The sequence below is a fragment of the Lederbergia ruris genome, from assembly GCF_018332955.1.
Taxonomy (GTDB): Bacteria; Bacillota; Bacilli; order Bacillales; family Bacillaceae_C; genus Lederbergia; species Lederbergia ruris.
Genome location: NZ_BORB01000015.1, coordinates 1 through 26,369, shown reverse-complemented (window position 1 = coordinate 26,369; position 26,369 = coordinate 1). Strand labels below are relative to the sequence as shown.

Below are 26,369 nucleotides of genomic sequence, written 5' to 3'. Positions count from 1 at the left end.
TTCATGAATTTGCCGAATAAAATTACTGTATCTAGAATCTTACTAATTCCGATTTTTTTAATATTTATGCTTGTCCCCTTTCGTTGGGGCATTGTACATCTTCCCGGAACAGAAATTAAACTGGCCCATCTGATCGGTGCCTTGATTTTTATTATTGCAGCAGTGACAGATTGGGTAGATGGTTATTTTGCGCGAAAATACGAATTGGTGACAACTTTAGGTAAGTTTTTGGATCCGCTTGCCGATAAACTACTTGTTTCTGCGGCCCTTATTGTTTTGGTTGAAATGCAACTCGCCCCTTCATGGATCGTCATCATTATCATTAGTCGGGAATTCGCCGTTACAGGACTACGCCTTGTATTGGCTGGCTCAGGTGAGGTAGTTGCAGCGAATATGTTGGGAAAAATAAAAACATGGACGCAAATTATTGCTATTTCGGCCTTGCTTCTTAATAATATCTTTTTTGAAGCAATCGGGTTCCCTTTTGCTTTAATCGCTTTATGGGTGGCGATGATTTTTACAATCTGGTCTGGATATGAATACTTTTACAAAAATAGAAAAGCTCTATTAAATTCAAAATAATGATTATAATATAGGGAAGGAATTGCTGGAATGAATGCTGAAATTATTGCAGTAGGAACAGAACTGTTATTGGGGCAAATTGTCAATTCGAATGCACAGTTTATATCACGTGAGCTAGCAGAATTAGGAGTTCATGTTTATTATCATACGGTTGTTGGCGATAATCCGAAAAGATTAGAAAAAGCGATTTCGATTGCTGAAGAAAGGGCAAATCTTATTATCTTTACAGGTGGATTAGGACCAACGAAAGACGATTTAACGAAAGAAGTAATTGCCAACCATACTGGAAAGCAACTTGTAGCTGATCCCATGGCGATGGAAAATATCGTCTCTTATTTTAAAAGAACAGGTAGAAAAATGTCTGAGAATAATAAAAAGCAAGCACTTGTCCTAGAGGGAGCTGCTGTACTGCCTAACGAACATGGAATGGCTCCAGGAATGTTTGTAAAAAAAGCGCAGCATTTTTATATGTTGTTACCTGGACCGCCACATGAAATGCAACCAATGTTACGAAAATATGGTGCACCCGCTATTTTAGATCAATTAGAATCACGGGAAAGAATTGAATCAAGAGTGTTGCGGTACTTTGGAATTGGCGAATCACAATTAGAGACGGAAATTGAAGATCTTATCGATGCACAGACAAATCCAACCATTGCTCCGCTTGCAGGCGATAATGAAGTCACAATCCGTATCACCGCCCGTGATCAGTCTGAGGAAAAAGCGATTCAAATGATTGAGAAAATGGAAAAGCAAATTAATGCGCGGGTGGGAGAATTCTTTTACGGGTATGACCAGACCACGATTATGAAGGAATTACTGACCGTTCTGGATAAAAATGAATTAACGATTGCAGCAGCGGAAAGCTTAACAGGTGGCATGTTTCAATCTGAAATGACAGGTATAACGGGTGTAAGCACGATGTTGATCGGAGGAATTGTTTGTTATTCTAATCAGTCAAAAATAAAACTATGTCAGGTAAAAGCCGAAACGATTGATAAGTATGGCGTCGTAAGTGAACAATGTGCGATTGAATTAGCAGAAAATATTCGTACCATTTTAGGTACAAATATTGGAATAAGTTTTACGGGAGTAGCTGGACCAGATTCCCTAGAAGGACATCCAGCGGGAACGGTATGGATTGGTATTTCTTTTGATGATCGTCCCACGAAAACCTATCAATTGAATCTTTCTGGTTCGAGAATTGGAAACCAAAAAAGGACAGTAAAGTATGGCTGTTATTATTTGTTAAAAGAATTGGAAAATAGTCCAACTTAATCTATTGACATATATAGGTCTTGGAAGAAAATTGCATACATATTCATTTACCTTACAGTCATGATTTCATAAAAACAAAAAGCGCATAATGGCGCTTTTTTGTTGCTTAGTAAACTATAAAATTCTAGCTTGTGGATAAGTTCTAAAAGTGGGTATTGATCGGTGTCTAGCTACAGGCGGTAGGGGCTCGAGGTCAAATAACCCTGAACCTAGGAAGGGAAAAACCGCCCTTCCTAGGTTCAGGAACATTTGCTTGTCGCCCCTAAGCAACCGCCTTCCGCATTTCGTGGTTCATCGTGTTTCCTTTATCTCAGGCCAACAGGATGTTGGTCAGAACGGCGTTGCGCCAGGACGGCGCGATTTTAGCCGTTCAACCTTATTATCCAAGTTTGTACGTCGCTAAACGGGCGCTTGCGCTTTTGTTCTTTTCTTTCTAGCGTAAAGCAGGTCCTGGAAAGCTTTGGGAAATATAAAATTCGCTATTTTCACTCAACGACTAGCAAATTCTCTCTGCTTGATTGCCATTTTCCTGTTGGCTTGCTTCTGAAATTTATTAAAATGGCGTTTTCGGATTAAAAAATCTGGAAAAAAAGGTTTTTCTCTAAATCAAAAAGCTAATTTGCAGCCATTTTATTGACAAAAGCCGACGAATAAATGTTCGATTTTTACTTGGCAAATAAGATGAAAAGCTTTATACTAGAATTAGCTTGAAGTGATATAGTAAATGAATTTAATAGAATATACACATAGGGAGGATATTTCATGAGTGATCGCCAAAAAGCATTAGACTTGGCATTAAAGCAGATCGAGAAACAATTTGGAAAAGGTTCGGTTATGAAACTAGGAGAACAAACAAACCGAAAAATTTCTACTGTATCAAGTGGCTCTCTTGCTCTTGATATTGCACTAGGAGTTGGGGGCTATCCGCGAGGACGAGTAATAGAAATTTATGGCCCAGAAAGTTCCGGTAAAACGACCGTTGCTCTTCATGCGATTGCTGAAGTGCAAGCAAACGGTGGTCAAGCGGCCTTTATTGATGCTGAACATGCTCTTGACCCGGTTTATGCCGAAAAATTGGGTGTGAATATTGATGAATTACTTCTTTCACAGCCTGATACTGGTGAGCAAGGTTTAGAAATTGCGGAAGCTCTTGTAAGAAGTGGAGCCATTGAAATCATTGTCATTGACTCAGTAGCTGCATTAGTTCCAAAGGCCGAGATTGAAGGTGAAATGGGAGATGCTCACGTAGGTCTTCAAGCTCGCTTGATGTCACAAGCACTTAGGAAACTATCAGGTGCAATTAATAAGTCAAATACCATTGCGATTTTTATTAACCAAATCCGTGAAAAAGTAGGAGTTATGTTCGGAAATCCTGAAACAACTCCAGGGGGTAGAGCACTTAAATTTTACTCATCTGTTCGTCTTGAAGTTCGACGTGCAGAGCAACTTAAGCAAGGACAAGATATTGTCGGAAATAGAACAAAAGTAAAAGTCGTCAAAAATAAAGTCGCTCCTCCATTCCGAACTGCTGAAGTGGATATCATGTATGGTGAAGGGATCTCCCGTGAAGGTGAAATTATTGACATGGGGTCGGAACTGGATATCGTGCAAAAAAGTGGCTCTTGGTATTCTTATAATGAGGAACGTCTTGGACAAGGCCGGGAGAATGCAAAACAATTCTTAAAAGAAAATCCGGAACTTAGAAGTGAAATCATGCATAAAATTCGTGATCACTATCAGTTGGATGAGGAAAAGACGATTCCACCAGAAGCGGAAGAAGAGGAACAAAATGAGTTCAGTTTATTAGATGAATAAGGTTTAAATTGAAAAAACAAAGTCTACACTTATTAGTGACTTTGTTTTTTTATTCTATATAGAATCGAACATCACTTGACATTAAAACGTCACAACTATAAAATTAATATGTATATTTTACATTTTTTTCGCATGCATGAATTTGAGCTTGGCTCAGTATATTGAAACCTATGTAGCAATGTACCAGCCGACATTGAAAAAAATTATTCTAATTTCATAGCAAGGGGAGGTGAAAGTATGGAAACACCCATTATCATCATCTCCATTTTGCTTGCCCTTATCGTCGGTTTAGTTGTTGGCTATTTCATTTTTAAATTGATTACAGAGGCTAAAATAACAGGTGCTAAAAGTTCTGCTGAGCAGATTTTAGTGGATGCTAAGCGAGATGCGGAAGCATTAAAGAAGGAAGCCTTGTTAGAAGCGAAAGATGAAAATCACCGTCTCCGTACCGAGACGGAACTTGAACTTCGAGATAGAAGGACCGAATTGCAAAAACAAGAAAAGCGATTATTGCAAAAGGAGGAGAACCTCGACCGAAAAGACGAAACTCTTGATAAGCGAGAAAACACGCTTGAAAGGAAAGAGGAATCTCTTAATGAAAGACAACAACATATTGAAGAGATGGAAAGCAAAGTGGATGAGTTGGTCCATAAACAAGAGGCTGAGATAGAACGGATTTCAGGCCTGACTCGTGAGGAAGCCAAAACCATTATTCTGTCAGATGTAGAAAAAGAATTGGCTCATGAGACGGCTGTTATGATTAAGGAAAGCGAAATGCAAGCAAAAGAAGAAGCTGATAAAAAAGCTAAAAATATTCTTTCTCTTGCCATTCAACGTTGTTCAGCTGAGCATGTGGCTGAAACAACCGTTTCCGTTGTCAATCTACCAAATGACGAAATGAAAGGTCGAATCATTGGTAGAGAAGGCCGAAATATCAGGACTCTTGAAACATTGACCGGTATTGATTTAATTATCGATGATACACCTGAAGCCGTAATTTTATCAGGATTTGACCCGATAAGGCGTGAGATTGCACGAATAGCGCTTGAAAAACTTGTTCAGGATGGGCGAATCCATCCCGCACGAATTGAAGAAATGGTGGATAAGGCTAGACGTGAAGTAGACGAGCATATTCGTGAAATTGGTGAACAGACGACATTTGAGGTCAGTGTCCATGGATTGCATCCTGATCTAATTAAAATACTGGGACGATTGAAATATCGAACAAGCTATGGGCAAAATGTTCTTAAGCATTCAATAGAAGTTGCTTTTCTATCAGGACTGCTTGCGGCGGAATTAGGAGAGGACGTAACACTTGCTCGTCGTGCAGGTTTACTGCATGACATTGGAAAAGCAATTGATCACGAGGTAGAGGGTAGCCATGTAGAAATTGGGATTGAATTGGCTACAAAGTATAAAGAACACCCAGTTGTGATCAATAGTATCGCATCCCATCACGGGGATACAGAACCTACTTCAACGATTTCAGTATTAGTCGCAGCAGCAGATGCTCTGTCAGCAGCAAGGCCTGGTGCTAGAAGTGAGACACTTGAAAATTATATTCGCCGTTTGGAGAAACTAGAAGAAATTTCCGAGTCTTATGACGGTGTTGAAAAGTCATATGCCATACAAGCGGGAAGAGAAGTTCGGATCATTGTAAAACCCGAACAAATCAATGACCTAGAGGCGCATAAACTAGCACGTGATATCCGGAAGAAAATTGAACATGATCTCGACTATCCGGGGCATATTAAAGTAACTGTTATTCGAGAAACAAGAGCGGTCGAGTATGCGAAGTAAAACGAAGCGGGGTGTGATCACTCCGCTTTTTTGTGTGTATGATTTATAATGTAATACTCTGTAACATATTATGCGTTTTAAAAAGAAAGGGATTTTTATGGAAATTTTATTTATCGGTGATGTAGTTGGCTCACCCGGAAGAACAATGATTCAAGAATATTTATCAAAGTTAAAAAGAAAATACCGTCCTCATCTTACCATTATTAATGGCGAAAATGCTGCAGGAGGACGAGGCATTACAGAACAAATATATAAACAGTTTCTTGAAGCGGGAGCGAATGCTGTTACTCTAGGAAACCATGCATGGGATAATAAGAATATATTTGAGTTTATCGACGAAGCGAAATATTTAGTAAGACCAGCAAATTTCCCGGAAAAGACACCTGGAAAAGGCCTGGTGTTTGTTAAAATTAATTCAATTGAAGTAGCCATCATCAATCTTCAGGGAAGAACGTTTATGTCACCGCTCGATTGCCCATTTAACAAGGCCGAAGAATTAATTGAATTGGCTAAAAAACGCACAAATATTATCTTTATTGATTTTCATGCCGAAACAACTAGCGAGAAACAAGCAATGGGCTGGTTTCTCGATGGAAAGGTTACGGCTGTCGTCGGAACACACACCCATGTGCAAACCGCTGATCATCGTATTTTACCTAATGGGACAGCTTATTTAACAGATGTAGGCATGACAGGGCCTTACGATGCTATTCTTGGCATGGAAAAAGAGGCAGTTTTACAAAAATTTCGTACGGCTTTACCAGTAAGATTTGAAGTGCCTAAGAATGGACGAACTCAACTAAGTGCTTGCTTGATCAGTGTAGATCATGAAACTGGAAAAGCATTAAACATACGCCCTATTCTTATTAATGATGATCATCCATTTTTAAATGATTAAAAAAAGTCATACGTAGTTTAATGGACACTTGCCCATTTCAAAATTCTCTTCTTCTCTCTTTTGGACAATCTGGAATAGTTCATAAATTTCCTGAATATAGTAACAGTGGAAAGGGTTACTGCGACCTTAGGTTTTGTACAATTGTATGGGGAAATGACAAGGAGGAACAAGAAATGGAAATATTAAAAGTTTCAGCTAAATCCAATCCTAATTCCGTAGCGGGTGCGCTAGCTGGCGTTCTTAGGGAAAGAGGAGGCGCGGAAATCCAAGCGATTGGAGCCGGGGCACTAAATCAGGCAGTGAAGGCAGTTGCAATTGCAAGAGGTTTTGTCGCCCCGGGAGGTGTCGATTTAATTTGTATCCCTGCGTTTACGGATATACTGATTGATGGAGAAGAAAGAACGGCCATTAAGTTAATAGTAGAACCGAGATAATCCAACATTCATTTTTACAGATAAAAAGATTCGTTTGCGATCTAGCCTACGGATCTTTTTTATTTTCATTTTCATTTGAAATAGGCTAATGTTGTATTCGAAAATAAAAGACTATATACTAGTAGAATGAATGTAAAGTTTTATGAGTATTTTTTACATAAAGTTAGGAAGGGGATTTTCATGAACGAGAAACAACGTTTAGAAAGTCAACAAGTTCAGAGTCCAAAAGATAGTGAAGAAAAAGATTATAGCAAGTATTTTCAAACGGTCTATAGGCCACCCTCTTTAAAGGATGCTCGGAGAAGAGGAAAAGAAGAAATTAAATATCATGATGATTTTGACATAGACGAACGCTTTAAAGGAATGGGAAATGGTCGTAAATTCTATATCCGAACTTACGGTTGTCAAATGAATGAGCATGATACAGAGGTTATGGCAGGAATCTTTATGAATCTTGGGTATCAAGCTACTGAAACAGTAGAAGATGCTGACGTTATTCTAATGAATACTTGTGCAATCAGGGAAAATGCTGAAAATAAAGTATTTGGTGAATTAGGCCATTTAAAACATTTAAAAATGGAAAAGCCCGATCTTCTATTGGGTGTATGTGGTTGTATGGCGCAACAGGAGTCTGTCGTCAATCGAATATTAGAAAAGCACCCCTTCGTGGATATGATTTTTGGGACCCATAACATCCACCGTCTGCCTGAGATTTTAAATGAAGCGTATATGTCGAAAGAAATGGTCGTTGAGGTTTGGTCTAAAGAAGGAGATGTCATTGAAAATCTCCCTAAAGTAAGGGCAGGTAAAATAAAAGCATGGGTCAATATTATGTATGGCTGTGATAAATTCTGTACCTACTGTATTGTTCCTTATACAAGAGGAAAAGAAAGAAGTAGAAGACCAGAAGATATTATCCAAGAAGTACGTCAACTTGCCGCTCATGGTTATAAGGAAATTACTTTACTTGGTCAGAACGTAAATGCCTATGGGAAGGATTTTGAAGATATCGATTATCGTTTTGGTGATTTAATGGATGATCTGAGAAAAGTAGATATCCCACGTGTTCGTTTTACGACAAGTCATCCTCGTGATTTTGATGATCATTTAATTGAAGTATTAGCCAATAAGGGGAATCTTGTTGAACATATTCATCTGCCTGTACAATCAGGATCTAGTGCAATGCTAAAAATTATGGGACGTAAATACACAAGAGAGCAATTTTTAGAACTTGTTAGAAAGATCAAACAAGCTATACCTGATGTTTCACTTTCAACCGATATTATTGTTGGATTTCCAAACGAAACAGATGAGCAATTTGAAGAAACATTGTCGCTGTATCGTGAAGTTGGCTTTGAAACGGCCTATACGTTTATTTATTCAGCAAGAGAAGGTACACCTGCAGCGAAAATGAAAGACAATGTTTCCATGGAAGTGAAGAAAGAGCGACTCCAGCGCTTAAATGCTTTAGTGAATGACTTTTCAAGAAAAGCAATGGAAGCTCATAAAGGACAAATTGTTGAAGTGTTAGTTGAAGGGGAAAGTAAAAATAACCCAGAGATCCTTTCTGGTTATACAAGGAAAAATAAGCTGGTGAATTTTAAAGGTCCAAAATCGGCCATTGGAAGTCTTGTTCAAGTTAAAATTACGGATGCTAAGACATGGACATTAAATGGTGAGATGATTGAGGCAAAGGAATCAGTTGAGGTGATGTAATATGGAAAAATACACGAAAGACGATATATTAGTTCGGGCTCATGAACTGGCAACAATGATTGCCAATACAGAAGAGGTTGATTTCTTTAAGCGAGCCGAAGCACAAATAAATGAAAACCAAAAAGTTCGCGAGATGATTGCCAGTATTAAGAGTCTACAAAAACAAGCGGTTAATTTCCAACATTACGGAAAAGAAAAAGCTCTCAAGTTAGTAGAAGAAAAACTGGAGAAATTAGAAGCGGAATTAGATGAAATTCCAATTGTTCAAGAATTTAAGCAATCACAGGTAGATGTAAATGATTTATTGCAGATGGTATCATCTGCGATATCGAATAAAGTAACAGATGAAATCTTACTTTCCACTGGTGGCGATTTACTAACAGGGGAAACAGGATCGAAAATCAAAAATAGCCCATCAAGCTGTTAATCCGTAAAAGTCATTACCAAAAAAAGGTAATGACTTTTATGTTGGAGATTTCTCCGCGTTTTCCTCAACATTCTTCTTTCACAACATACAATATCACAGGCTTAAAAAAGTTGTGGTTTTGGGAAATGAGCACAATCATCTAGGTAAATGCATAGGATGAAGGGAAAATGAATGAGGAGGTTCGCTCGAATGGCAGATTACAGAGAAATTATAACAAAAGCAGTCGTTGCGAAAGGGCGTAAATTTACGAAAGCCAATTATACGATTAGCCCGCCGCATCATCCTTCGAGCATTTTAGGCTGTTGGATTATCAATCATAAATATGAAGCGCGGAAGGTCGGCAAAAAAGAAGTCGAAGTAAGCGGGTCTTTTGATATGAATGTTTGGTATTCCCATCATGATAACACGAAAACATCTGTTGCAACCGAAAGGGTAGATTACAGAGATACGCTCAAGCTTCATTACAGAGATCCCGATTGCATGGATGACCGACAAGTTATAGCAAATGTGTTACAACAGCCTAATTGCGTCGAAGCGGTTATTTCTAAAAAAGGGAATAAAATTCTCGTGACAACCGAAAGAGAATTTCAAGTTGATGTCATTGGTGAAACAAAAATTTGGGTAGAGGTTCATGAGAAACAAGCAGATGATGATGATTACGATTTCGAAGAAGAATTATCAGATAGTGAACTAGAAGACATCAATCCTGATTTTCTAACAGCTGATGAAGGAAGTGAGTAAACCGGGAAAAATTTCCCGGTTTTTTCTACGCATTTTTTACGTGTGATGGAATAATCCTTGATATGTTATACTAGATTGGACTTAGTTTTGAGAAGAAAGGAAATCGGTACATATGGCTCAATATACTCCGATGATACAACAATATTTAAAAATAAAGGCAGAATACCAGGATGCCTTTTTGTTTTTTCGTTTAGGGGATTTTTATGAAATGTTTTTTGAAGATGCATTAAAGGCATCACAGGTTTTAGAAATAACATTAACAAGCAGGGATGGCGGCGCTCAGGACAAAATCCCAATGTGTGGTGTTCCTTATCATGCAGCTACAGGTTATATCGAGCAATTAATTGATAAAGGATATAAGGTAGCCATTTGCGAGCAAACAGAGGATCCCAAACAGGCTAAAGGGGTAGTACGACGTGAAGTCATTCAATTAATTACCCCCGGTACTGTTATGGATGAGAAAGGATTAAATGATAAAGAAAATAACTATATTGCGTCGATTCACCGTGATCAGACTGGAAAATATGCGATTGCCTATACGGATTTGTCAACGGGAGAGGGCAAAGCTTTATTGTTAGAAAATTCCTTGGAAAGATTATCGAATGAAATAGCTTCTATTGGGGCGAAAGAAATCGTCGTCGATCCGAATTTTGATCAAGATGAGATTACCTTCATACAGACACGCTGTCATGTGGTGATTTCTTTTGAGGATCAGGTAGCAGAGATTGAAGACTTTTATGAATTAGTGAAGCAACTTCATCATCAGCCATTAAAAACGGTTGCGTACAGACTATTACATTATTTAAAAAGATCACAAAAAAGAAGTCTCCATCATTTACAACCATTTACTGAATTTGAATTAAATCAATATATGAAAATTGATTACTTCTCAAAACGTAATCTCGAGATTTCAGAGTCGATCCGAGGAAAAAATAATAAAGGCACATTATTATGGCTATTAGATGAAACGGTCACAGCAATGGGTGGTCGTCTACTACGCCAATGGATTGATCGACCACTCATTAACGAAAATAAAATTATACAACGGCTCGATATGGTTGAAACACTGCTAGATCATTATTTTGAAAGGGAAGATCTGCGAGATAAATTAACAGGCGTTTATGATTTGGAACGTCTTTCTGGTCGGGTAGCATTTGGAAATGCAAATGCACGGGATTTTATCCAGTTGAAAAAATCCTTAATACAAATTCCGGCCATCAAACAATTAACGGAACAATTAAATCACCATTGGGCCAACGAATTGGCGAACCAATTAGACTCATGTGAGGAGCTAGTCACTCTTTTAGAGAACGCGATTGTCGATCAACCGCCACTTTCAATTAAAGAGGGGGGGCTGATTAAAGATGGGTTTCATCAAGAATTGGACCAGTATCGAGATGCTAGTCGAAATGGAAAACAATGGATTGCCCAGTTAGAAAAAGAAGAAAGAGAAAAAACGGGAATTAAATCATTAAAAGTAGGGTTTAATCGAGTATTCGGTTATTATATTGAAGTGACGCGGGCGAACATTCATCTTCTCCAAGATTCTCGCTATGAACGTAAACAAACATTAGCCAATTCAGAAAGATATATTACGCCTGAATTAAAAGAAAAAGAAGCACTTATTCTCCAAGCAGAAGAAAAAAGTGTCGACCTAGAATACGAATTATTCCTGAAAATAAGAGAAACGGTGCAATCCTATATAAAAAGAATTCAACAAACAGCGAAAATTATTAGTATGTTAGATGTATTTCAATGTTTCGCTACGATTAGTGAAAAGCGCCATTATACACGCCCTACTTTCAATACAAATCGAAGAATTGCTTTAGAAGAGGGACGGCATCCAGTAGTTGAGAAAGTGATGGATTCTAATAGCTATGTACCAAATGACTGTTACATGAATGATCAAAATGAGATACTTTTAATTACAGGTCCGAATATGTCAGGTAAGAGTACATATATGCGACAAATTGCCTTGATTGCTCTAATGGCGCAAATGGGTTGTTTTGTTCCTGCCAAATCCGTTGAGTTACCAATCTTTGATCAAATATTCACTCGGATTGGCGCAGCTGATGATTTAATTTCTGGACAAAGTACCTTTATGGTTGAAATGCTTGAAGCAAAAAATGCGCTCATGAATGCAACAAATGATAGTTTAATATTATTCGATGAAATTGGGCGCGGAACGTCTACCTATGATGGGATGGCTTTAGCTCAGGCTATTATTGAATATATACATGAGAATATCGGGGCCAAAACGCTTTTTTCAACTCATTATCATGAATTAACGGTCTTGGAAGAAAAGTTGGCCAAGTTAAGCAATGTGCATGTTAGTGCGATCGAGCAACAAGGAAAGCTTGTTTTTCTTCATAAAGTGAAGAAAGGGGCAGCGGATAAAAGTTATGGTATCCATGTTGCAGAATTAGCGGAACTCCCGGCAAGCCTTATTAAAAGAGCGAATGAAGTATTAGCTGAATTGGAAAAATCAGCTCGGGATACGCGACTTGAAACAGCCGTGACAATCGATGAAGAAAATGATAAAGTTCAAGAGCAGCTTACCCTTTTTGACAATCCTGAAAAGAATAATATTCGGAAATCTGATCAGAAAGTCTTAGAGAAAATTCGGGGTATTGATATTTTAGAAGTAAACCCGATGCAAGCGATGAATTTACTCTATGAGATAAAGAAGCAACTTAAATAGCAAAAATGAAGGGTGGGATTCGCAATGCCCGAGATCATTGAATTAGATGATTTCCTTTCTAATAAAATTGCTGCTGGTGAGGTAGTAGAACGTCCGGCCTCCGTTGTAAAGGAATTAGTAGAGAATGCCATTGATGCGCATAGCACGATTATTGAAATTGATGTAGAAGAAGCGGGTCTAGGTAAAATTCGGGTTTTAGATAACGGGGACGGGATTGATGAGGAAGATATTCAAAGAGCATTTAAGCGACATGCCACAAGTAAGATTAAAGATGAGAAAGATCTTTTTCGTATTCGCACGTTAGGGTTTAGGGGCGAGGCTCTTCCTAGTATCGCTTCGGTTTCAATGATTGAACTAATATCGGCGAAAGCGGGAAAGCCTGGGACAAAGGTGTGTTTAGAGGCAGGTAAATTACTTCAACAAGAAAAATCATCCGCCCGGGCCGGAACAGACCTTACCGTTTCTAATTTGTTTTTTAATACTCCTGCGCGATTAAAGTATATGAAAACCATCCATACTGAAATTGGCCATATTTCCGATATTGTCAATCGATTAGCGCTGGCACATCCGAACATTTCGTTTCGTCTTCGCCATAATGAGAGAGAGTTATTAAGAACGAATGGAAATGGCGACATCAGACAAGTATTAGCCGCTATATATGGAATGAATATCGCTAGGAAAATGATTCCGATTGAAGCACAATCGCTTGATTTTACGTTGAGCGGATGGATATCACTACCTGAAATAACACGGGCTTCCCGAAATTATATATCAACGATGGTGAATGGTCGTTTTATTAAGAATTACTCGTTGGTGAATGCGATTATGGATGGATATCATACTTTATTACCAATCAATCGTCATCCGATTGTTTTATTGTCTATAAAGATGGATCCTTTATTGGTAGATGTGAATGTTCATCCGGCTAAAATGACCGTTCGCCTTAGCAAAGAAGCGGAGCTTGAACAGCTAATTTCAACCACCATCAAGAAAGCATTTCAACAACAAGAATTAATTCCGGAGGGAAATGTAGTAACGAGAAGAAGTGAGCAGAAATCTGAGCAAACCTCTCTACAGCTTGAAGAAAGTAAACCATCCAAACCTTTCATTTCAAGAAGGGAGGAAGAGCCAACAAACGATTGGCAGGGCCAAAATAAGCATATATTAGTGCCAGATGAAACAAAAGAAGTGTATATGCCAGAAGAAAAAGAGCCAACAACAGGTTTTGTTGCCAATGAATCTGTTGCAACAATGGATCCGGTCATAGAGGAAAAGAGAGAGAGAGAGCCTGATCGAATCCCACCCTTATACCCAATTGGACAATTGCATGGCACCTATATTTTAGCGCAAAATGATCGTGGTTTTTATATGATTGATCAACACGCGGCCCAGGAACGTATTAAGTATGAGTATTTCCGTGAAAAAGTGGGAGAGGTTACCAATGAACTTCAAGAAATGCTCGTTCCACTAACATTGGAATTTTCAACAGATGAATATATTAAAATCGAAGAACATAAGAATGAATTAGAAAAAGTAGGTATTTTTTTAGAAGATTTTGGGACGAATAGTTTTATTGTTCGCTCGCACCCAAACTGGTTTCCGAAGGGCTATGAGAAAGAAACGATTGAAGATTTAATTGAGCAGCTCCTCGCCATGAAAAAAATGAATATCAAAATCCTTTTAGAAGAAGCAGCGATTATGATGAGTTGCAAAGGATCCATAAAAGCGAATCGTTATTTAAGGCAAGATGAGATTGAAGCTCTGCTTCAAGAATTACGTCAAACCGAAGATCCGTTTACATGCCCACATGGGAGACCGATTATTGTTCACTTTTCAACTTATGAAATAGAAAAAATGTTTAAAAGAATTATGTAAAATAATTGTCATATATCACTCTCAATGATGGGATAGAATAAGTTAAAATAGAAACAGTGCTCAGTCTAACGGATAGGAGTTATGATAAACGTGTATGTATTCATGATTATTGCTGTTATTCTTGTTTGTGTCGTTGCCCTAATTGGTACTTTATTGGTCGGCAAAGAAGTAAGCACAAAACAGAAACAATATGAAGTAGAGGGCGATTCACTAAAAGATGAGATTGCTAGATCTCATGAATATGAAACGAAATCCTTAAAAACCAATGTAAAGTCATTAACGTGGATTTATATTGGCTTAACAGTACTTGTAGTAGCAACTTCGATTGGTATTATGATATTCTTTTAAATTAAACCATCTGGAAATGTGTTCCAGATGGTTTAATTGTTAGTTGAAAGTAACCTTATTATGTAAACTAATAAACATAATGCCCTAATATTATGGCCAAATAGAAGAGATATGGTACTATTATTAAAAAGATGAGATGTTTTAAGAAAGCAGTGAAGCAAATTGCCGAACAGTCAAAAGGAAAAGGTTGTTTCAGTCATTGGTCCAACCGCTGTAGGGAAAACCGAATTGAGTCTACAAATTGCTAAAAGATTTAACGGTGAAATTATTAGTGGGGATTCGATGCAAGTTTATAAAGGGATGGATATTGGGACAGCCAAAATTAAACCGAGTGAGATGCAAGGGGTGCCTCATCATCTTTTAAACTTGAAAGATCCATGGGAATCATTTTCAGCGGCAGAGTACCAAAAAATTGTCAGAGAAAAAATCAAAGAGGTACATAGTCGTGGTCATCTACCCATTCTCGTTGGTGGAACAGGGCTATATATTCAATCTGTTTTATATGATTATCAATTTTCTGATGCACCTGCTGATTTTTCTTTTAGAGAAAGAATGGAAGAAAAAGTTCGGTCAGGGGGAGCAATGAATTTATATAATCAGTTAAAAACCATTGACCCTGATGCCGCAAACAAAATCCATCCAAATAATCATCGTAGAGTGATAAGAGCGCTAGAAATCTTTCATTGTACAGGAAAAACAATGACAGAATTTCAAAAAAAGCAACAAAATATTCCCCTATATCAAGATATATTAATTGGATTAACAATGGATCGAGAAACATTATATCAACGAATTGATCATAGGGTTGATCTTATGATTGAGGAGGGATTAGTTCAAGAAGTTAGGGATCTTATGAAAAAGGGACTTAGCCGTGAACACCAATCGATGAAGGCAATTGGTTATAAAGAAATAGCTGATTATCTTGAAAAAAGAATTCCTTATGAAGAGGCTCTTATTTTACTTAAAAAGAATTCTCGTCATTACGCCAAGCGCCAATTAACATGGTTTAGAAATAAAATGGATGCTGAATGGTTTGATTTAACCGATGAAAGGGAACACTGGAAAAAAATAGCCGAAATTCTCGATTTTATTGCAGGAAAGCTTGAATTAAAATCGAATAATTAAGTATAGAGATAAAATAGGAGGCCATTTTATGAAATCATCAGTCAATATTCAAGACCAATTTTTGAATCAACTTCGAAAGGAAGCAATCCCCGTTACTTTATTTCTACTGAATGGGTTTCAACTTCGTGGAAATGTAAAGGGATTTGATAATTTTACAGTTCTTTTTGAATCAGAAGGAAAGCAACAATTGGTATTTAAACATGCTATCTCAACATTTTCTCCGCAACGAAATGTTCAAATTAATATCGAAGAATAAAAAAGCCTTAAAAGAAAGCCGTCATAAACAGGAGTCCTGCAATTAGGAACCTGTTGTGGATGGCTTTCTTTTTATAATTTTTCCCTTGTAATTGCAGGACTTACTCATGAATATACTGAATTAATATCATTCTTTAAAGATCTGGGCACAATTTTAAACCTTGGGCGTATACTGTTTTTAATGTGAGGTGATGAGGATGAGTGAACCGATTAGAATGAAAAATAATGGACAGATCAGTATTATGCTAAATGTGAATAAAAGAGAAAAGATACCTGATTTGCAAAAAAGTATTTCACCAAAGTCTTTATCACAAGAGCACGCAATCTTGAAAGAAATTGAAAGAGAAATGAATACTCTTGTTGGAATGACACAAATAAAAAAAATGATGAAAGAAGTATATGCCTGGATTTATATAAATAAAAGACGGGAAGAAGCAGGGTTAAAATCAGGGCAACAAGTTTTGCACATGATGTTTAAGGGAAATCCGGGTACAGGGAAAACGACTGTTGCTCGTTTAATAGGAAAGTTATTTCAAAAAATGGATATTTTACCGAAGGGCCATCTGATTGAAGCGGAAAGAGCAGATCTAGTGGGAGAATATATTGGTCATACAGCTCAAAAAACACGTGACTTAATCAAGAAAGCAACAGGAGGAGTTTTATTTATTGATGAAGCTTACTCATTAGGACGTGGAGGAGAAAAAGATTTTGGGAAAGAGGCCATAGATACATTAGTGAAACATATGGAGGATAAGCAAAATGAATTTATTCTAATTCTAGCTGGATATTCCCACGAAATGGATTATTTTCTTAGTTTAAATCCCGGTCTTCATTCTCGTTTTCCACTCGTTTTTCATTTCCCAGACTATACCGCAAATGAATTAATGGAGATCGGACGTCGGATGGTAGGAGAGAAAGAATATATTCTAAGTAAAGAGGCCGAAGCGAAATTGAAGGACCACTTGCTTTATGTGAAAGGTGTAAAAGGTGAACATTTCTCGAATGGTCGTTACGTTCGCAATCTAATCGAAAAGGCTATTCGCTCACAAGCTATGCGTCTCTTAAGTGAGTCACATTTAGATAAAAATATTCTCGCAACCTTAATGAGCGAAGATTTTAATTTCTCTAAGTAGAGTTGAAAAATACTGTCCTTATGGCCATTATTTGGCTGTAAGGCACTTTTTGCAATTTGCTGTATAACAAGCTTACATATCTATGAAGAACGATAAATTCGTTTTTAAAATTGCTTTTTGTTATGATAAAAATATGGCGTAAGAGGAAAAGAGGGAAATATTTGCAGACACCCGGAAAAGAGAAGGTTATTATTGTTGGAAGCCGGACCGTTGATTCAAACTTACATTTTCAATATTCCATGTCTGAGCTTGAGTCATTAGTGTCTACCGCTCAAGGAGATACCATCGCGTCGTTGACTCAGAAACAGGAAAAATTACATCCTTCTACTTATATTGGAAAAGGAAAGTTGGAAGAACTGCAACATTTAGAGGAAGAACTCGAACCGGACTTAATTATTTTTAATGATGAGTTGTCCCCAAGTCAGCAACGAAACCTCCAGGAAAAACTTGCGGCAAAAGTGCTCGATCGTACCCAATTAATATTGGATATTTTTGCACAACGAGCTCGATCTAAAGAAGGGAAGTTACAAGTTGAGCTTGCCCAACTAGAATATCTTTTACCAAGATTAGCAGGACAGGGAATCCTTCTATCGCGCTTAGGTGGTGGAATTGGAACGAGGGGTCCAGGTGAAACGAAGCTAGAGTCTGACAGACGGCATATTCGCCGTAGAATTGATGAAATTAAAAAGCAATTGCAAGTTGTCGTCCACCATCGTGAGCGATATCGTGAGAGAAGACGACGCAATAAAGCATTTCAAATTGCCATTGTTGGCTATACAAATGCCGGAAAATCCACGTTATTCAACCGATTATCCACTGCACAGGCTTTTGAAGAAAACCAATTATTTGCAACCCTTGATCCCCTAACGAGAAAATTGGTTTTGCCTAGTGGCTATAGTGCGATCCTCACGGACACAGTAGGATTTATTCAGAATCTCCCAACCACGTTAATTGCTGCGTTTCGTTCAACATTAGAGGAAGTGCGAGATGCCGATCTTTTACTTCATGTGGTGGACAGTTCAAATCCTGATTATGAAAATCATGAGCAGACGGTCCTACATTTATTAAAAGAGTTAGAAATGGATCATTTACCTCAATTAACCGTTTATAATAAATCTGATCAAATCGCCAGGGAGTTTGTACCTCGAACAGGTAAGCATTTTATCATGAGTGCCTTTAGTGATACGGAGCGCCAAAAACTAAAACAAATCGTTGAAAAAATGGCCACCGAAAATATGGATTATTACCAAGTCATTGTTCCATCAGATGAAGGAAGACTTTTATCCGTTTTAAAAAACGACACGATCTTACGGGAATTTAAGTTTTTAGAAGAGGAACAATCCTACAAATGTAAAGGTTACGTGTTAAAAGACCACCCCGTTAAAGCGGCGTTGAAATTATACGGAGTTTAAGGGATTTAAAGGAGTTAGAGAGAGAATGAATGTAGTATTAAAGCATATGATTGACAATATTGAAGAACAAATCTTACCAATCCATAGAAAAATCGATCAAGTGATCGAAGTCAACCAACAGCGAGTATTAGAAAGTTTTCAGAAACATCGGGTCAGTGAAATTCATTTTACGGCTTCCACAGGGTATGGATACGGTGATATGGGCCGAGAAGTGTTGGAAGCTGTGTACGCCGATGTTTTTGGAGGGGAAGCGGGTTTGGTTCGTCCCCAGATCATCTCTGGGACGCATGCTATTTCCATTTCGTTATTTGGGGTGCTTAGGCCAGGTGATGAGTTATTGTATATTACCGGAAAACCTTATGATACATTGGAAGAAGTAGTTGGTTTAAGGGGAGAGGACAATGGCTCGTTAAAGGAATATGGTATTCACTATAACTGTGTAGATTTAGCTGAAGATGGCTCCATTGATTTTGAGGCCGTGCAAAAAGCGATTAAACCAAACACAAAGGTGATTGGAATCCAGCGTTCTAAAGGATATGGTGACCGTCCTTCATTCACTATATCCGAAATCAAGACGATGATTCAGTTTGTGAAGGAAATAAAATCAGATTTGATTGTGTTTGTGGACAATTGTTATGGTGAATTTGTTGAAGAATTAGAACCTTGTCATGTTGGGGCAGATTTAATGGCAGGATCCTTAATCAAGAATCCTGGTGGTGGGATCGTAAAAACAGGTGGTTATATCGTAGGGAAAACACAATTTGTTGAAATGTGTGCCTACCGAATGACCTCACCCGGCATTGGACGCGAAGCGGGAGCCTCACTCTATAGTTTACTTGAAATGTATCAAGGCTTTTTTTTGGCGCCGCATATTACAGGTCAAGCGTTAAAGGGAGCCGTTTTTACATCTGCCTTATTAGAAAAAGTTGGACTGCAAACTTCACCGAAGTGGGATGCCACGCGTACAGATTTAATCCAATCCGTGCAGTTTAATCATAAGGAAATGATGATTGAGTTTTGTCAAGAGATTCAAGCGGCCTCTCCCGTAGATTCTTTTGTAAAACCTTATCCAAGTTTAATGCCTGGCTACGAGCATGAGGTCATCATGGCTGCCGGAACATTTATTCAAGGGGCAAGTATCGAATTATCTGCTGACGGTCCGATCAGACCACCCTATACAGCCTACGTTCAAGGTGGATTGACCTATGCTCATGTGAAAATAGCTGTATCGAACGCATTAAATCGTTTAATCGAAAAAGGTTTAATCGATGTAGAATAAGGAATATGAATAAGGAAGAAATTTATACTTTATTTTTCGAAAAAAATTTTATAAAATCTTAAAGTGCATATATGTTAAATAAGAGGATAGAATATGCAACTTTGAAATTACGGGAGGACTTTTAGATTAGTATGGGTAGATATACCAAAGAAGACATTGCGCGATTAGCAAAAGAACAAAATGTTAAATTTGTAAGGTTGCAATTTACGGATATTCTCGGCACGGTAAAAAATGTTGAAATTCCAATTACGCAGTTAGAGAAGGCGTTGGATAATAAAATGATGTTCGATGGTTCCTCGATCGAAGGTTTCGTTAGAATAGAAGAATCGGATATGTATTTATATCCTGATCTAGATACATGGGTGGTTTTCCCATGGTCCGCAAGTAAGGGAAAAGTCGCTCGATTAATTTGTGATGTATATAATTCAAATTTGGAACCTTTTGCGGGGGATCCGCGAAGCAATTTAAAAAGGGTATTAAAAGAAATGGAAAAGTATGGATTTACTAATTTTAATTTAGGACCCGAGCCTGAATTTTTCCTATTTAAATTAGATGATAATGGGGAGCCAACACTAGAATTAAATGACCATGGTGGTTATTTTGATTTAGCTCCTACTGATCTTGGTGAGAATTGCCGCCGAGATATTGTGTTAGAACTAGAAGAATTAGGCTTCGAGATTGAAGCCTCTCATCATGAAGAAGCACCAGGGCAACATGAAATTGATTTTAAATATGCTGACGCTGTAACGGCGTGTGATCAAATCCAGACATTTAAACTGGTCGTCAAAACAATGGCACGAAAGCATGGGCTTCACGCTACATTCATGCCGAAACCACTTTATGGGGTTGCAGGATCAGGGATGCATTTTAATTTATCCTTATTTAATGATGGGGAAAATGTTTTCTATGATAAAAATGGAGAACTGCAAATGAGTGAAACGGCCTATCATTTCATGGCAGGGATCATTAAACATGCACCAGGCTTTACGGCAATTACGAATCCAACGATCAATTCCTATAAACGCTTGGTTCCCGGGTTTGAAGCACCTTGCTATATTGCTTGGTCCGCACAAAACAGAAGCCCGCTTGTTCGTATCCCTTCCTCACGTGGACTTAGTACACGGATTGAAGTAAGAAGTGTAGATCCAAGTGCCAATCCATATTTGGCCATGGCTGTTCTTCTTAAAGCGGGGTTAAGTGGAATAGAAGATCAATTAACACCTCCCCATGCTGTAGATAAAAACATCTATATCATGAATAAAAGTGAGAGAAATGAAGAAGGTGTGATTGACCTACCAGCAAATTTATCGGAAGCTTTGGATCAATTAAAACAAGATGAAATTATAAAAGCAGGATTAGGAAATCATATTTATGAAAATTTCATCGAAGCAAAAGAAATCGAATGGGATATGTTCCGTACGCAAGTCCACCCGTGGGAGCGGGAGCAGTATTTGAAGCAGTATTAATAAGGTTAAACCGTTGAAGCTATCGGCTTTAGCGGTTTTTCTTTCTGCTTAGGCATTTATAAAATCCTAGCTTGTGGATAAGTTGCTTATGTTGCGGTTGACATCCAGCTCCAGCGCCCAGCGACTAGCAAACTTTCGGTGCCTTCCTACGATAAGTCAACATCGATTCATCCTTCGGGTTCATCGTGTTTCCTTTATCTCGTCAGGCCCCTAAAAAGTTTGTACGTCGCTAAACGGGCGCTTGCGCTTTTTGTTCATCAGGCAATTCGGATTGATAAGTAGGTTATTTTTTGGGTTGCCCGATAATTTCCCGGTTTTTATTTCAAAAAATACGGGACCACAGTGAAAAGCTCGCTGATCTAAATGGAATTATTGAGAGTTAAGTGATTAAAATGTGGCTCACCTTAAGCAGGTGGGTCGCTTTTTTACATAAAATCCTCTTTTCCACCAGACAGTATGACCAATCAAATCACGCATTTTCCAATAATATATGTATTAAGGTCGGCCGGCTTTAATATAAATGGAAAAGGTGCGATGGTTATGTATTTTGAAGATGATTTTGTAGGTGGAGAAGAAGAAAGACGAGAAAGACGTAGACGGCGCGTACGCTTGATTTGCAGATGTCGTGAAGTAAGACACGAACACGACCGTGATTGTGATTGGGACGATGATAGAGACCGTGATCGTGACCGCGAGAGATTCATTTGCCGTTGCCGTGAAGAGCGTCGTCGTCGGCATGAAGAAGATTGGGATTAGTAGCACTTCCCCTTAATCCAAGCCCCTTTCAAACGAGAGGGGCTTTTCAAGACGAAAAAACAACCCTCATTTTGTAGGGGTTATACCAATGTAGAAGGGTGTTGAAATGTTTCGAAACATTTGAAACACAAATGCAAAATTCAGGATAAGATATAAGGTAGAAAATATAAAAGGGGAATCACGTAATGAAAAAGTTTTACATCGTTATATTAATGACTTTATTTTTGATACCTGCGGGAGCATTTCAATACTCCGGAACCAAGAATGTTGGAAGTGCTACCCAATATAGTGATCAACAAAAAGTGGATAAGGCTCCATTGATTGAGAATACAGACCCCAAAGAAAAAACACTTGATGTAAAAGAAATCGATGAAGAAATGCCACCAACGGTTACTAAGAAAACAAATAAACAAACAGATACGACAAAGAATGGATCAAATAAAGAAAAAGTAATTGGAGAAAACAATAATCAAATTGAAGATGAGATAATTATAGACGGTATTAAATACACTCTTATTATGGATGAGAACAAATATCCAAATTTAAAAGATATAATAACTGCAGTACGAAATTATGGTGCTAAACTATACGGCATTCCTAATAGTGATGGATTTATCATACTAAAGGATAAACAGCGTATTGCAGATATGAGCACTGGAGTTATATCTGTTTCCCCGAGCCACGCTGATATGGTTAAAGAAATGTTAACAGATAGATATGAGGGTATTAAGGAAAATATTGACTTAGTAATAAAAACAGGCGCCACTGTGCAGGTAGAGTGGGAACAAACATTTATAGGCTACCATATAGAATTAAAAGACGAATGGTTAATCGTCAACTACTATTAAAAGTATAAAAAAAGACCCTTTGAATCATTTTAGTTTTGGTGGACAAAATCCAAGGGTTCTTCGGTTGAAGTTGCCAACGATCCCGTTTTTCTTCACAGTGCATGTTTAGAACGCAAGTCCATCCGTGGGAGCGGGAGCAGTATTTGAAACAGTAATAATGAGATTAAACCGCCTGAGGCCATTGGCTTTAGCGGTTTTCTTTCTTGGATTAATACTCTAAAAGTATTTATCATGTGTATATTCTTACAAATTTATATAGTTTTACCATGACCATTATCTTTATTCGTCATTATTCTAAAAAATTTGCCAGTTAATTTCAACTATGATAAAATTATACGTACTTTCAGATGGTACATATTCTATCATCAAAGGACAGTTTATACCCGTTGGGAGGTAAACTGTCTTTGTTTATCTCGCATTACTTCTTTAACATTTAATCTTTCAAATTAAGTTAAACAGAATAATATATTTAGCTTGATCATTATCACGCAATGTTTAGTTTAAAAGGAAAATTTTCATTATTTAGGTGATTATGTATATAGCTAAAAGAAGGAGGATTTTATGAACGAGACAATTGATCGAAATGCTTTATTGCGTAGCGATGTGAAAAAACTAGGTAATATTTTAGGTGAAATTCTTGTGCACCATGGGGGCATCGAATTATTTAATGAAGTGGAAGCAATCAGGGAAATGGCAAAAAAGCTAAGACAAGAATTTGATGCCAATATTTATCAACAACTAAAAGAGAAAATTCAGCAACTTGAACCGCCAATGCGTCAAAATGTGATAAGAGCCTTTTCAATTTATTTTCATTTAATTAATATAGCTGAACAAAACCACCGAATACGGAGAAGAAAGCAGTATAAATTAGAAGAACAGAAAGCGCAACCTTTTTCAATTGAAAATGCTGTAGCGAAAGTAAAAGACTATAAGATGCCCAATGCCGCTTTGCAAGATGTCATTAATGATCTGTCCATTGAACTGATCATTACTGCTCATCCAACTGAGGCAACAAAACGTACAGTCCTTGAGATCCAAAAAAGAATCTCTACTATTTTGCAAAAATTAAATAGTCCAGCTATTACAGAATTAGAGCATGAAAACCTAATTGAAAATCTTTATAATGAAGTGACGACTCTATGGCAAACGGATGAATTACGTCATAGAAAGCCTAGGGTTTTAGATGAAGTTCGCAACGGACTTTATTATTTTGACCAAACCTTATTCGATGTCATTCCAGCTGTACATGAAGAACTAGAATTACAATTAAAGAATCAAATCAATGATTTTGATTGGAAAGTTCCTAACTTTCTTCATTTTGGATCTTGGATCGGTGGAGACAGGGATGGAAACCCCAACGTCACACCTGAGATCACTTGGCAAACATTACAAATGCAAAGAGATTTAGTGATTAAAAAATACAATGAAGCTATCAATGATCTTATGAAGAGATTTAGTCAGTCCACAACTCGAATTAAAGTAAGCGAGAGTCTATTAAAATCTATCGATGAAGAAGAGCATACCTATTTAACTGAAGAAGAAAAATGGCCGGTTACATCGGAAGTTTATCGTCGAAAATTTGCTATCATTTTAAAAAGACTTCATGAGGTTGGAAAATCTGACCTAGGTTATAAAAATTCAGAGGAACTAATAGCTGATTTGCGTTTAATTTTGGAAAGTGCGGAAAGTCACCAACTTCAAAATAAAACCCTTAAATCAGTCCGTACACTAATTAGACAAGTGAAGTTATTTGGATTTCACTTAGTCACATTAGATATTCGTAACCATAGCGGAGAACATGAATTTGCTGTTAACGAAATTCTTAAAGCCGTTAATATTACAAAGAATTATTCGGAACTAAGTGAAGACGAAAAAGTAGAGATCTTAGCGGAGGCATTAGGTGATCCACGTCCACTACTATTATTTGAGGAAGATTATTCGCAGCAAACACGGAACATCCTGAAAGTTTTCCATTTAATTAGAAAAGCTCATAAAGAGTTTGGAAAACGTTCCATTGAAGTATATTTAATCTCTATGACCCAATCTGCCAGTGATTTACTTGAAGTATTATTGCTTGCAAAAGAAGCTGGCGTTTATCGTCTGTATGCCGATGGCACAGTGGAATCTGACATTAATGTTGCTCCATTATTGGAAACGATTGATGATTTAATTGCTGGTCCCAAAATTATGAAGTCTTTATTTGAAATGGATGTATATTATAATCAATTAAAGGCACATAACAATCACCAGGAAATAATGCTAGGTTACTCAGATGGGAGTAAAGATGGTGGCACCTTAACAGCCAATTGGAAACTCTTTAAAGCCCAGCAAGAAATCCATGATATGGCAAAAGAATTTGATATCCGTCTTAAGTTTTTCCATGGGCGCGGTGGTTCATTAGGACGTGGTGGCGGATCATTGAATACAAGCATTCTTTCACAACCAGTGGAAACACTAGGAGACGGCGTTAAAATCACAGAGCAAGGGGAAGTTCTCTCTTCAAGGTATCTAATCACTGACATTGCCTTCAGAAATTTAGAACAAGCTGCATCAGCATTACTTGAGGGATGTGTTCGGGTTTCCAGTGAATCTCAAGTCGAGTATTTCCGTGAAAAAGAATGGGATTTGGCAATGGAAGAAATATCCAAACATTCATTAAAAAAATATCAGTCGTTAGTGTTTGGTGATCCAGATTTTCTTACCTATTTTAATCAAGCGACACCACTTAAGGAAATTGGTGCACTTAATATAGGGTCACGTCCAATGAGTAGAAAAAATAGTCAACAGTTTGAAGATCTCCGCGCGATTCCTTGGGTTTTTGCTTGGACTCAATCTCGCCACATGTTGCCAGCTTGGTATGCGGCAGGAACGGGTCTAGAGACTTTTATTAACCAAGAGCCTCATCATTTAGAAATATTGCAATCTATGTATCAAAAATGGCCATTCTTCCGTTCGACAATTAATAATTTGCAAATGGCGCTTATGAAGGCAGATATGGCGACAGCGAAACAATATTTAACATTAGTTCAATCTCCTGAAATCGCCGAAAGAATTTATAGCAATATATATGATGAATATCAGCGTACGAAAAAAGCTTTATTGCTCATTTCTGGAAACCAAGAGCTTCTGGACCATGTACCAAATATTAAGGAATCTGTGCATAGAAGAAATCCATATGTAGATCCTTTAAATTTCTTGCAAGTCTATTTAATTCAAAAATTAAGAGAAACAGATCAACCATCAGAGGATTTAGTGACTGAAGTGTTACTTACCATAAATGGAGTGGCTGCTGGCTTAGTCAATACTGGTTGATCATAATTCGAAATGCTGCTAATGAAATATTTTGTTCATTCAAAAAGAGGCTGGGACATAACTAGCCAAAAATAGTAAATAAAAAGGTTCCAAGCAATAAAAAATTTGCTTGGAACCTTTTTTTGTAGAGTTTCTCCCTCTCCCGGCACTATTTTGCCGTTCATGGCG

At 37.6% G+C, this 26,369-nt stretch carries 21 protein-coding genes; all 21 read left to right on the top strand.

Translation table 11 applies throughout. The annotated features are described in order from the left end of the window. Nucleotides 1-3: 3 nt before the first annotated feature. The gene (pgsA, locus tag KI363_RS10270; RefSeq protein ID WP_158322150.1) at nucleotides 4-582 is read left to right on the top strand and encodes a CDP-diacylglycerol--glycerol-3-phosphate 3-phosphatidyltransferase; all 579 of its coding nucleotides are present in this window, start codon (nucleotides 4-6) and stop codon (nucleotides 580-582) included. 30 nt (nucleotides 583-612) lie between these two features. Continuing rightward, nucleotides 613-1,860 (top strand): competence/damage-inducible protein A, encoded by a 1,248-nt coding sequence (locus KI363_RS10265; protein WP_212966272.1) that lies wholly within the window; start codon nucleotides 613-615, stop codon nucleotides 1,858-1,860. A gap of 762 nt (nucleotides 1,861-2,622) precedes the next feature. Continuing rightward, nucleotides 2,623-3,675 (top strand): recombinase RecA, encoded by a 1,053-nt coding sequence (gene recA / locus KI363_RS10260; RefSeq protein WP_158322148.1) that lies wholly within the window; start codon nucleotides 2,623-2,625, stop codon nucleotides 3,673-3,675. A gap of 237 nt (nucleotides 3,676-3,912) precedes the next feature. Next, a complete protein-coding gene (gene rny, locus KI363_RS10255; protein ID WP_158322147.1) occupies nucleotides 3,913-5,475 on the top strand; it encodes a ribonuclease Y in 1,563 nt (520 codons plus the stop codon). 97 nt (nucleotides 5,476-5,572) lie between these two features. After that, the gene (locus KI363_RS10250; RefSeq protein ID WP_158322146.1) at nucleotides 5,573-6,373 is read left to right on the top strand and encodes a TIGR00282 family metallophosphoesterase; all 801 of its coding nucleotides are present in this window, start codon (nucleotides 5,573-5,575) and stop codon (nucleotides 6,371-6,373) included. 173 nt (nucleotides 6,374-6,546) lie between these two features. Beyond that, the gene (gene spoVS, locus KI363_RS10245) at nucleotides 6,547-6,807 is read left to right on the top strand and encodes a stage V sporulation protein SpoVS (RefSeq protein WP_018705045.1); all 261 of its coding nucleotides are present in this window, start codon (nucleotides 6,547-6,549) and stop codon (nucleotides 6,805-6,807) included. Nucleotides 6,808-6,987: 180 nt separating this feature from the next. Beyond that, nucleotides 6,988-8,523: a tRNA (N6-isopentenyl adenosine(37)-C2)-methylthiotransferase MiaB gene (gene miaB, locus KI363_RS10240; protein WP_158322145.1), complete on the top strand. Its 1,536-nt coding sequence runs from the start codon at nucleotides 6,988-6,990 to the stop codon at nucleotides 8,521-8,523. Between the two features lies 1 nt (nucleotide 8,524). Further along, complete coding sequence (locus KI363_RS10235; RefSeq protein ID WP_158322144.1) at nucleotides 8,525-8,950, top strand: YlbF/YmcA family competence regulator; 426 nt, start codon at nucleotides 8,525-8,527, stop codon at nucleotides 8,948-8,950. Between the two features lie 189 nt (nucleotides 8,951-9,139). Beyond that, a complete protein-coding gene (gene cotE, locus KI363_RS10230) occupies nucleotides 9,140-9,691 on the top strand; it encodes an outer spore coat protein CotE (RefSeq protein WP_158322143.1) in 552 nt (183 codons plus the stop codon). A gap of 112 nt (nucleotides 9,692-9,803) precedes the next feature. Beyond that, nucleotides 9,804-12,392 carry a DNA mismatch repair protein MutS gene (gene mutS, locus KI363_RS10225; RefSeq protein ID WP_158322142.1) on the top strand — a complete coding sequence of 863 codons (2,589 nt, stop codon included), beginning with the start codon at nucleotides 9,804-9,806 and terminating at the stop codon, nucleotides 12,390-12,392. A gap of 24 nt (nucleotides 12,393-12,416) precedes the next feature. After that, nucleotides 12,417-14,267 (top strand): DNA mismatch repair endonuclease MutL, encoded by a 1,851-nt coding sequence (mutL, locus tag KI363_RS10220; protein WP_212966271.1) that lies wholly within the window; start codon nucleotides 12,417-12,419, stop codon nucleotides 14,265-14,267. A gap of 90 nt (nucleotides 14,268-14,357) precedes the next feature. Beyond that, nucleotides 14,358-14,615, top strand: a complete 258-nt coding sequence (locus KI363_RS10215; protein WP_158322176.1) for a hypothetical protein — start codon at nucleotides 14,358-14,360, stop codon at nucleotides 14,613-14,615. Between the two features lie 162 nt (nucleotides 14,616-14,777). After that, entirely contained in the window at nucleotides 14,778-15,740 is a 963-nt protein-coding gene (gene miaA, locus KI363_RS10210; protein WP_158322140.1) for a tRNA (adenosine(37)-N6)-dimethylallyltransferase MiaA, read from the top strand. Nucleotides 15,741-15,768: 28 nt separating this feature from the next. Next, a complete protein-coding gene (gene hfq / locus KI363_RS10205; protein ID WP_212966270.1) occupies nucleotides 15,769-15,996 on the top strand; it encodes an RNA chaperone Hfq in 228 nt (75 codons plus the stop codon). Between the two features lie 196 nt (nucleotides 15,997-16,192). Further along, nucleotides 16,193-17,128: a stage V sporulation protein K gene (gene spoVK / locus KI363_RS10200; protein WP_212966269.1), complete on the top strand. Its 936-nt coding sequence runs from the start codon at nucleotides 16,193-16,195 to the stop codon at nucleotides 17,126-17,128. A 122-nt stretch (nucleotides 17,129-17,250) separates the two neighbouring features. Next, nucleotides 17,251-18,540, top strand: coding sequence for a GTPase HflX (gene hflX, locus KI363_RS10195; RefSeq protein WP_158324347.1), 1,290 nt, complete (start codon nucleotides 17,251-17,253; stop codon nucleotides 18,538-18,540). Nucleotides 18,541-18,565: 25 nt separating this feature from the next. Further along, nucleotides 18,566-19,819, top strand: a complete 1,254-nt coding sequence (locus KI363_RS10190) for a methionine gamma-lyase family protein (protein WP_158324346.1) — start codon at nucleotides 18,566-18,568, stop codon at nucleotides 19,817-19,819. A 131-nt stretch (nucleotides 19,820-19,950) separates the two neighbouring features. Next, nucleotides 19,951-21,285 (top strand): type I glutamate--ammonia ligase, encoded by a 1,335-nt coding sequence (gene glnA / locus KI363_RS10185; RefSeq protein WP_158324345.1) that lies wholly within the window; start codon nucleotides 19,951-19,953, stop codon nucleotides 21,283-21,285. Between the two features lie 540 nt (nucleotides 21,286-21,825). After that, nucleotides 21,826-22,041, top strand: coding sequence for a hypothetical protein (locus tag KI363_RS10180; protein ID WP_158323662.1), 216 nt, complete (start codon nucleotides 21,826-21,828; stop codon nucleotides 22,039-22,041). 185 nt (nucleotides 22,042-22,226) lie between these two features. Then, entirely contained in the window at nucleotides 22,227-22,889 is a 663-nt protein-coding gene (locus KI363_RS10175; RefSeq protein WP_158323661.1) for a hypothetical protein, read from the top strand. Nucleotides 22,890-23,450: 561 nt separating this feature from the next. After that, nucleotides 23,451-26,201, top strand: coding sequence for a phosphoenolpyruvate carboxylase (gene ppc, locus KI363_RS10170; protein WP_212966268.1), 2,751 nt, complete (start codon nucleotides 23,451-23,453; stop codon nucleotides 26,199-26,201). Nucleotides 26,202-26,369: the final 168 nt, after the last annotated feature.

Excerpts from the sequence above, each read along its gene's own strand:
- spoVK (WP_212966269.1), top strand. The coding sequence starts at position 16,193 with ATGAGTGAACCGATTAGAATGAAAAATAATGGACAGATCAGTATTATG.
- KI363_RS10265 (WP_212966272.1), top strand. The coding sequence starts at position 613 with ATGAATGCTGAAATTATTGCAGTAGGAACAGAACTGTTATTGGGGCAA.
- KI363_RS10235 (WP_158322144.1), top strand. The coding sequence starts at position 8,525 with ATGGAAAAATACACGAAAGACGATATATTAGTTCGGGCTCATGAACTG.
- recA (WP_158322148.1), top strand. The coding sequence starts at position 2,623 with ATGAGTGATCGCCAAAAAGCATTAGACTTGGCATTAAAGCAGATCGAG.
- KI363_RS10180 (WP_158323662.1), top strand. The coding sequence starts at position 21,826 with ATGTATTTTGAAGATGATTTTGTAGGTGGAGAAGAAGAAAGACGAGAA.
- cotE (WP_158322143.1), top strand. The coding sequence starts at position 9,140 with ATGGCAGATTACAGAGAAATTATAACAAAAGCAGTCGTTGCGAAAGGG.
- mutL (WP_212966271.1), top strand. The coding sequence starts at position 12,417 with ATGCCCGAGATCATTGAATTAGATGATTTCCTTTCTAATAAAATTGCT.
- hflX (WP_158324347.1), top strand. The coding sequence starts at position 17,251 with ATGATAAAAATATGGCGTAAGAGGAAAAGAGGGAAATATTTGCAGACA.
- KI363_RS10190 (WP_158324346.1), top strand. The coding sequence starts at position 18,566 with ATGAATGTAGTATTAAAGCATATGATTGACAATATTGAAGAACAAATC.
- spoVS (WP_018705045.1), top strand. The coding sequence starts at position 6,547 with ATGGAAATATTAAAAGTTTCAGCTAAATCCAATCCTAATTCCGTAGCG.
- miaB (WP_158322145.1), top strand. The coding sequence starts at position 6,988 with ATGAACGAGAAACAACGTTTAGAAAGTCAACAAGTTCAGAGTCCAAAA.
- KI363_RS10175 (WP_158323661.1), top strand. The coding sequence starts at position 22,227 with ATGAAAAAGTTTTACATCGTTATATTAATGACTTTATTTTTGATACCT.
- ppc (WP_212966268.1), top strand. The coding sequence starts at position 23,451 with ATGAACGAGACAATTGATCGAAATGCTTTATTGCGTAGCGATGTGAAA.
- pgsA (WP_158322150.1), top strand. The coding sequence starts at position 4 with ATGAATTTGCCGAATAAAATTACTGTATCTAGAATCTTACTAATTCCG.
- glnA (WP_158324345.1), top strand. The coding sequence starts at position 19,951 with ATGGGTAGATATACCAAAGAAGACATTGCGCGATTAGCAAAAGAACAA.
- rny (WP_158322147.1), top strand. The coding sequence starts at position 3,913 with ATGGAAACACCCATTATCATCATCTCCATTTTGCTTGCCCTTATCGTC.
- hfq (WP_212966270.1), top strand. The coding sequence starts at position 15,769 with ATGAAATCATCAGTCAATATTCAAGACCAATTTTTGAATCAACTTCGA.
- KI363_RS10250 (WP_158322146.1), top strand. The coding sequence starts at position 5,573 with ATGGAAATTTTATTTATCGGTGATGTAGTTGGCTCACCCGGAAGAACA.
- mutS (WP_158322142.1), top strand. The coding sequence starts at position 9,804 with ATGGCTCAATATACTCCGATGATACAACAATATTTAAAAATAAAGGCA.